The sequence below is a fragment of the Streptomyces sp. NRRL B-24085 genome, assembly GCF_001282115.1.
In the GTDB taxonomy this organism is placed as follows: Bacteria; Actinomycetota; Actinomycetes; order Streptomycetales; family Streptomycetaceae; genus Streptomyces.
In genome coordinates this window covers 1-6,105 of record NZ_LJBR01000459.1, presented here as the reverse complement: position 1 = coordinate 6,105, position 6,105 = coordinate 1, and the positions used below count along the sequence as shown (strand labels likewise).

The following is a 6,105-nucleotide window of genomic DNA, read 5'->3' as shown; positions in this document are numbered from 1 at the left end:
GCCCGCAGGCGGCCCCTCCGGGCGTGCCCCAGCAGGGAGCCGCAGCCCCGGCCGTCGGTGCCCCGGCCGTCGGTGCCCCGGTCGCCGCTACCCCCATGAGCGCGGGTCCCGGCGGGGGCCAGCCCTCCTGGGCCCAGCAGGTGCACCGGCTCGCGGGACCCGACGAGGAGCAGCCCGCCCCCTGGAAGCCCCCGGTCGAGGACATCTTCCAGGCGGCCGCCCGCCGCCAGGCCTCGGCCAGGCCCGCCGGGCTCGGCAAGCGCCTGGCCGCTCGCCTGCTCGACACCCTCGTCGTCGGCGCGGTGACCGCCGTGGCCGCCGTCCCCCTCGGTACCAAGGCGGCCGACCACGTCAACGAGAAGATCGACGCGGCCAAGCTCTCCGGCGAGACCGTGACGGTCTGGCTGCTGGACGGCACCACGTCGGTGTACCTCGGCATCGTGGTCGCCGTGCTCCTCGTCGCCGGTGTCCTGTACGAGGCGCTGCCCACCGCCAGGTGGGGCCGCACCCTCGGCAAGAAGCTGCTCGGCCTGGAGGTGCGGGACATCGAGGCGCACGAGCCCCCGTCGTTCGGTGGGGCCCTGCGCCGCTGGCTGGTCTACAGCGTCCCCGGCCTGCTCGGCATCGGCCTCGTGGGCGTCGCCTGGTGCCTGTTCGACCGGCCGTGGCACCAGTGCTGGCACGACAAGGCGGCGCATACGTTCGTGGCTGGCTGAGGGGGTCCTCCGAACGGCGTACGTGATTCGGTACTCCGGACGGCCGCTCGCCGGATGCGGAGCCGTGGGGTTCGCGGTCGACTCGGGCCATGAGCAGCGAACCGCCCCACGGCTCCGGCCAGCAGCCGCCGGATGACGACCCGTTCAGGAAGCAGCCCCCGCCTGCCGAGGGCTCGGGATCGCCGTACAGCACCCCGCCCCCGCCCTACGGGGGTGCCCCCGGCGGCGACCCGTACGGCGGCGGCTCCTACCCCACCGACCCGCTGGCGGGCATGCCCGCGCTCGCGTCCAGCGGCAGGCGCACGCTGGCCCGCATCATCGACATGATCCTCGTGGGCATCGTCGTCTGGCTGATCACCTGGGGCTTCGGGGTGAGCGAGTACGACGTGAACGGCGACAACGTCCAGTACGGCAAGTCGCTCGCCCAGTCCCTCCTCGCCGCGGTGCTCTACATCGCCTACGACACCGTCCTGATCACCCGCTCCGGCCAGACGCTCGGCAAGAAGTGGCTCGGCATGCGGGTGGCGAACCTCGACAACGGCTCCACGCCCTCCGTGCAGACCACGCTGATCCGCTCGGCGGTCCTGTGGATCCCGTTCGCCTTCTGCTGCGCCTGCATCTGGACCGCCATCTCGGGCGGCTGGAGCTACTTCGACAAGCCCTACAAGCAGGGCCTGCACGACAAGGCGGCCAAGACGGTGGTGGTCAGCACGGATTGACGGGGTCGAGGGGGGCCACGGGCGGTCGCGCAGACGCCCGTGAGCAGGCGAGGGCGGGCCGACCTGCCGGCGCTGCCCCAGACAGCGTTGAGGCCGGTGGGTCGGGCCCGCAGAGTCATCGGTAAGCGGGGGCGAAGGCGGTCGGCGGGCCCCGGTACGGGCTGATGCAACGCGGGGACCCGGAGCACCCGGCAGGGTAAGGCGCTGTCGCGGCGGCGCGCCTATGAGGCCGAACTGTCAGCCGGGGCGTCCGAAGTACCGCGCTGCGCCGCGCTCCCGGCCGGTGATGGCGAACGCCGCCGCTGCCCCCGAGAATCGGCAGGACGTCCCGGTGGGCCCAGCTGTCGGTGAGCGGGGGCGCACGCAACCCCGGTGGGCGTGGGGAACGTGGGGTGGGGGAGGCCGAGTTGTCGGCGTCCCGGTTCGCCGCGCGGTGTCGGAGACGCTCCGCCGTACCGGGCGCTCGTCAAGCCGTCGTCGGGCGGTACGGCGTGTGACCGGCGCCCGGAGCGAAGACTCAGGGAACTGTTCAGGCCGCGGTCTTCGAGCCGGAGGCCACCGCGGGGACCGGCTCCTCCGCCGGACGGTCGGCGGGCCTGCTCACCGCAACGACACGGGGCTTGGGCTGGGGGACCGTCATGGCGACCAGCAGGCCGAGGGCGAGCGCCGACACCGCGATGACCGCGGTCCCCACGACCGAACTCGTCTGTGACAGCAGCAGCATGGCGAGCGTCGAGAAGATGACGGTGATCGAACCGTAGGCGATCTGTGCGGCGGTCGGACGAGGCATGGCAATCGGTCCTCGGATTTTGGGGTCCACGGGGGGTGTCAGCCTGGCATTCCGCCGACTTCCGGGCGTTCCGCCAATCGACTCTAATCGCCTGTGTGCCCGAGTGGAACGAACAGTAAGCGTGACCTAACCAACAGTGCCGGTGCACAGGGGGCGCACGGAGTCATGACGTCCACCAAGTGGACGGCCGCACGCGCCCGTCGCGGTTCTGTCACATGTCCGCAATGCGAACACCGGCTCCCAATAATGCACTTGTCGGGTCCAAGTCAAGGTCTGTCTTTTCTCCTCAACCTTTAGTCAAATACCGGTCACTTGCCTGATAGGGGAGAGGTACAAGTGACTGACAGATCCTGGACGTTCAGGACGGCGGCGACGGTCGTGGCGCTGGCCGCGGCCTCGGCCACGTTCTCCACGTTCGCCGTGGCACAGGCCGCGGACAACGCCGCCGGGACCTCCGCGGTCGACCGGCAGGACCCGCAGCCGGCGAAGGCCAGGGAGCACGACTTCGACGGCCCGCTGACCAAGACCCAGGAGGCGCAGCGCAAGGAGGCGCTCGACCAGGTCATATCCGGCGACGCCGCCGTGCGGAACCGCGACGGCTCCCAGGTGGTCGAGCTCAAGAGCCGCAAGGGCGACAGCAAGTACGTCGAACTCGGCCGCGAGAAGACCGACAAGATCTTCACCATCCTGGTGGAGTTCGGTGACAAGGTCGACCCCCGCTACGGCGGCACGGCCGGCCCGCTGCACAACCAGATCGCCCAGCCCGACCGCAGCCAGAACAACAGCACGGCCTGGCAGGCGGACTACAACCAGGCGCACTTCCAGGACCTGTACTTCGGGACCGGCAAGAAGACCGAGTCGCTGAAGAAGTACTACGAGAAGCAGTCCTCGGGCCGCTACTCGGTCGACGGCGAGGTCACCGACTGGGTCAAGGTGCCCTACAACGAGGCCCGCTACGGCTCCAACAAGTGCGACCCCGACAACTGCGCCTGGTACGCGGTCCAGGACGGCGTCAACGCCTGGGTCGCCGAGCGCGAGGCCGCCGGGGACACCGCCGCCGAGATCGCCGCGGAACTGGCCGAGTTCGACCAGTGGGACCGCTACGACTTCGACGGCGACGGCGACTTCAACGAGCCCGACGGCTACATCGACCACTTCCAGATCGTGCACGCCGGCGAGGACGAGTCCGCGGGCGGCGGCGCCCAGGGCGAGGACGCCATCTGGGCCCACCGCTGGTACGCCTTCGGCACCGACGCCGGCTCCACCGGCCCCTCGGGCAACAAGCTCGGCGGCACCCAGATCGGCGACACCGGCATCTGGGTCGGCGACTACACCATCCAGCCGGAGAACGGCGGCCTCGGCGTCTTCGCGCACGAGTACGGCCACGACCTCGGCCTGCCCGACGAGTACGACACCTCCGGCGGCGGCGAGAACTCCACCGGCTTCTGGACGCTGATGTCCTCCGGTTCCTGGCTCGGTACCGGCAAGGACTCCATCGGCGACCTGCCCGGCGACATGAACGCCTGGGACAAGCTGCAACTGGGCTGGCTCGACTACGACACGGCCACGGCGGGCAAGCGCTCCTCCCACAAGCTGGGCGTCGCGGAGTACAACACCAAGAACCCGCAGGCGCTCGTGGTCCAGCTGCCGAGGAAGGCGGTCACCACCCCGGTGGTCACCCCGGCGCAGGGCGCGACCCAGTGGTGGAGCGGCAGCGGCAACGACCTGCGCAACACCCTGACCCGCGCGGTCGACCTGACCGGCAAGTCCTCGGCGGCGCTGACCCTCGACGCCTGGTGGGACACCGAGAAGGACTACGACTACGCCTACGCCGAGGTCTCCACCGACGGCTCCAACTGGACGCCGATCGACGGCACTCTGGCCGACGGCACGGCGATCCCGCGTGACGGCAGCGGCAAGCCCGCCCTCACCGGCACGGTCGAGGCGTACCAGAAGCTGACCTTCCCGCTGAACGCCTACGCGGGCCAGAAGATCCAGCTGCGCTTCCGCTACCAGACGGACGGCGGGGTGGCCCAGAAGGGCTTCGCGGCCGACGAGATCACGGTGACCGCCGACGGCGCGACCCTGTTCTCCGACAACGCCGAGACGGCGGACGCCGCCTGGACCGCCAACGGCTTCTCGCGCATCGGCGCCTCCATCACGGACGACTACGCGCAGTACTACATCGCCGAGAACCGCCAATACGTGTCGTACGACAAGGTGTTGAAGGTCGGCCCGTACAACTACGGCTTCTCGAAGACCCGTCCGGACTGGGTGGAGCACTACGCCTACCAGAACGGCCTGTTGATCTGGAAGTGGGACACCTCCCAGGCCGACGACAACACCAGCCAGCACCCGGGTGAGGGTCTGATCCTCCCGGTCGACTCGCACCCGACCGCGCTCAGGTGGTCCGACGGCACGCTGATGCGCAACCGCATCCAGGCCTACGACTCCACCTTCAGCTGGTACCCGACGGACGCGATCACGCTGCACAACGCCGACGTCCCGACGAAGATCAAGTCCAAGCCGGGCGTCCCGGTCTTCGACGACGGCACGTCGAGCTACTACGACGCGTCGAACCCGCTCGCCGGTGTCAACATCACTGACACCGACACCCGGATCAAGATCGTCAAGGAGCCCCTGGACGGCTCGACGATCACGCTCCAGGTCGGCCCTTCGGCCAAGAAGCGGTAAAGCAGCAGGTCAGAAGCGTATCGGCGGCAACCCCTGGCGGGTTGCCGCCGATCGTGTTTAGGTGCGTCCTGTGGCTTCCTTATTGACACCGACGCACACGGGGGTGTGACCGCATGGCCGCAGGAGGTTTCTGCAAGCTGCCGAACGGCAGGGTGGTGGTGGCGCTGAACCTGCCCCGCCCGCCCGCCGACGGCTACGGCAGCGTGCGGGTACTCGTCCACGCCCAGAACCGGGCGCGCGCCCTGACCAGGCTGCGCAACCTGGGTCTGCGGGCGGTGTACCTGCGCGGCAACGGCGCGCCCCCGACCCCCGACGAGATCACGGCCGTACTGCACCACCCGGACGGACTGATATGGCGTACCGCCCCTGACAACGCTGTCGCGGGCGGACCCGAGCTGGTCCAGGAGCTGTGGCATCCCATCCGGTCACTGCTGCGCAGGCCGACGGCGCCGGCCTGAGCGCCCGCCCTAGACGACCGGCTTCCCGGACAGCTCCACGCCCGCCTCCCGCAGCTCCTCGATCGCCCGCTCGGTCGTCGCCTCGGCGACCCCGGCGGTGAGATCGAGGAGGACCTGCGTGCGGAAGCCCTCCCGGGCCGCGTCCAGCGCGGTGGCCCGTACGCAGTGGTCGGTGGCGATCCCGACCACGTCCACCTCGGTCACCTCCCGCGCCCGCAGCCAGTCGGCCAGCGGTACGCCGTTCTCGTCGGCGCCCTCGAACCCGCTGTAGGCCGCCGCGTACGCCCCCTTGTCGAAGACCGCGTCGATCGCCCCGGAGGCGACGGCCGGGGCGAAGTTCGGGTGGAACCCCACCCCCTCGGTCCCGGCGACGCAGTGCGCGGGCCAGGAGTGTACGAAGTCGGGGTTGTCGGCGAAGTGGCCGCCGGGCGCGATGTGGTGGTCCCGGGTGGCCACCACGTGCTGGTAGCCGGAGCCCGCCGCCTGCCCGATCAGTTCGGTGACGGCGGCGGCCACGTCGGCGCCCCCGGCCACCGCGAGGCTGCCTCCCTCGCAGAAGTCGTTCTGCACGTCGACGACGATCAAGGCGCGGCGCATGGTGGGTGTCCTTCGACTAAGAGTGAACTTACGAGCCTAGAGACTTCGCGGAGTGAGCGGGAGGGGGCACGGGCGGGCGCGTTCGGGGCGGCGGCCGCGGGGCCTGCTCGGCGGGTCACGCCGGCGCCTGG

General features: G+C 70.5%; 6 protein-coding genes. 4 read left to right on the top strand and 2 right to left on the bottom strand.

What is annotated here, in order from left to right:
• Window positions 1-716 (top strand): RDD family protein (locus AOJ26_RS36610; protein ID WP_234358761.1); only part of this gene is annotated, 716 nt, incomplete at its 5' end.
• Between the two features lie 89 nt (window positions 717-805).
• Window positions 806-1,435, top strand: coding sequence for an RDD family protein (locus AOJ26_RS36605; protein WP_053852671.1), 630 nt, complete (start codon window positions 806-808; stop codon window positions 1,433-1,435).
• 529 nt (window positions 1,436-1,964) lie between these two features.
• On the opposite strand, the gene AOJ26_RS36600 is transcribed toward AOJ26_RS36605, so the two are convergent.
• Window positions 1,965-2,225 carry a hypothetical protein gene (locus tag AOJ26_RS36600; RefSeq protein ID WP_053852670.1) on the bottom strand — a complete coding sequence of 87 codons (261 nt, stop codon included), beginning with the start codon at window positions 2,223-2,225 and terminating at the stop codon, window positions 1,965-1,967.
• Window positions 2,226-2,561: 336 nt separating this feature from the next.
• On the opposite strand from AOJ26_RS36600, the gene AOJ26_RS36595 reads away from it, so the two are divergent.
• Window positions 2,562-4,919: an immune inhibitor A domain-containing protein gene (locus AOJ26_RS36595; RefSeq protein ID WP_053852669.1), complete on the top strand. Its 2,358-nt coding sequence runs from the start codon at window positions 2,562-2,564 to the stop codon at window positions 4,917-4,919.
• Between the two features lie 113 nt (window positions 4,920-5,032).
• Window positions 5,033-5,377, top strand: a complete 345-nt coding sequence (locus tag AOJ26_RS36590) for a hypothetical protein (RefSeq protein ID WP_053852668.1) — start codon at window positions 5,033-5,035, stop codon at window positions 5,375-5,377.
• A 9-nt stretch (window positions 5,378-5,386) separates the two neighbouring features.
• Here the strand turns inward: AOJ26_RS36590 and AOJ26_RS36585 are convergent, their stop codons facing one another.
• Window positions 5,387-5,974, bottom strand: coding sequence for an isochorismatase family protein (locus AOJ26_RS36585; protein WP_053852667.1), 588 nt, complete (start codon window positions 5,972-5,974; stop codon window positions 5,387-5,389).
• Window positions 5,975-6,105 lie beyond the last annotated feature (131 nt).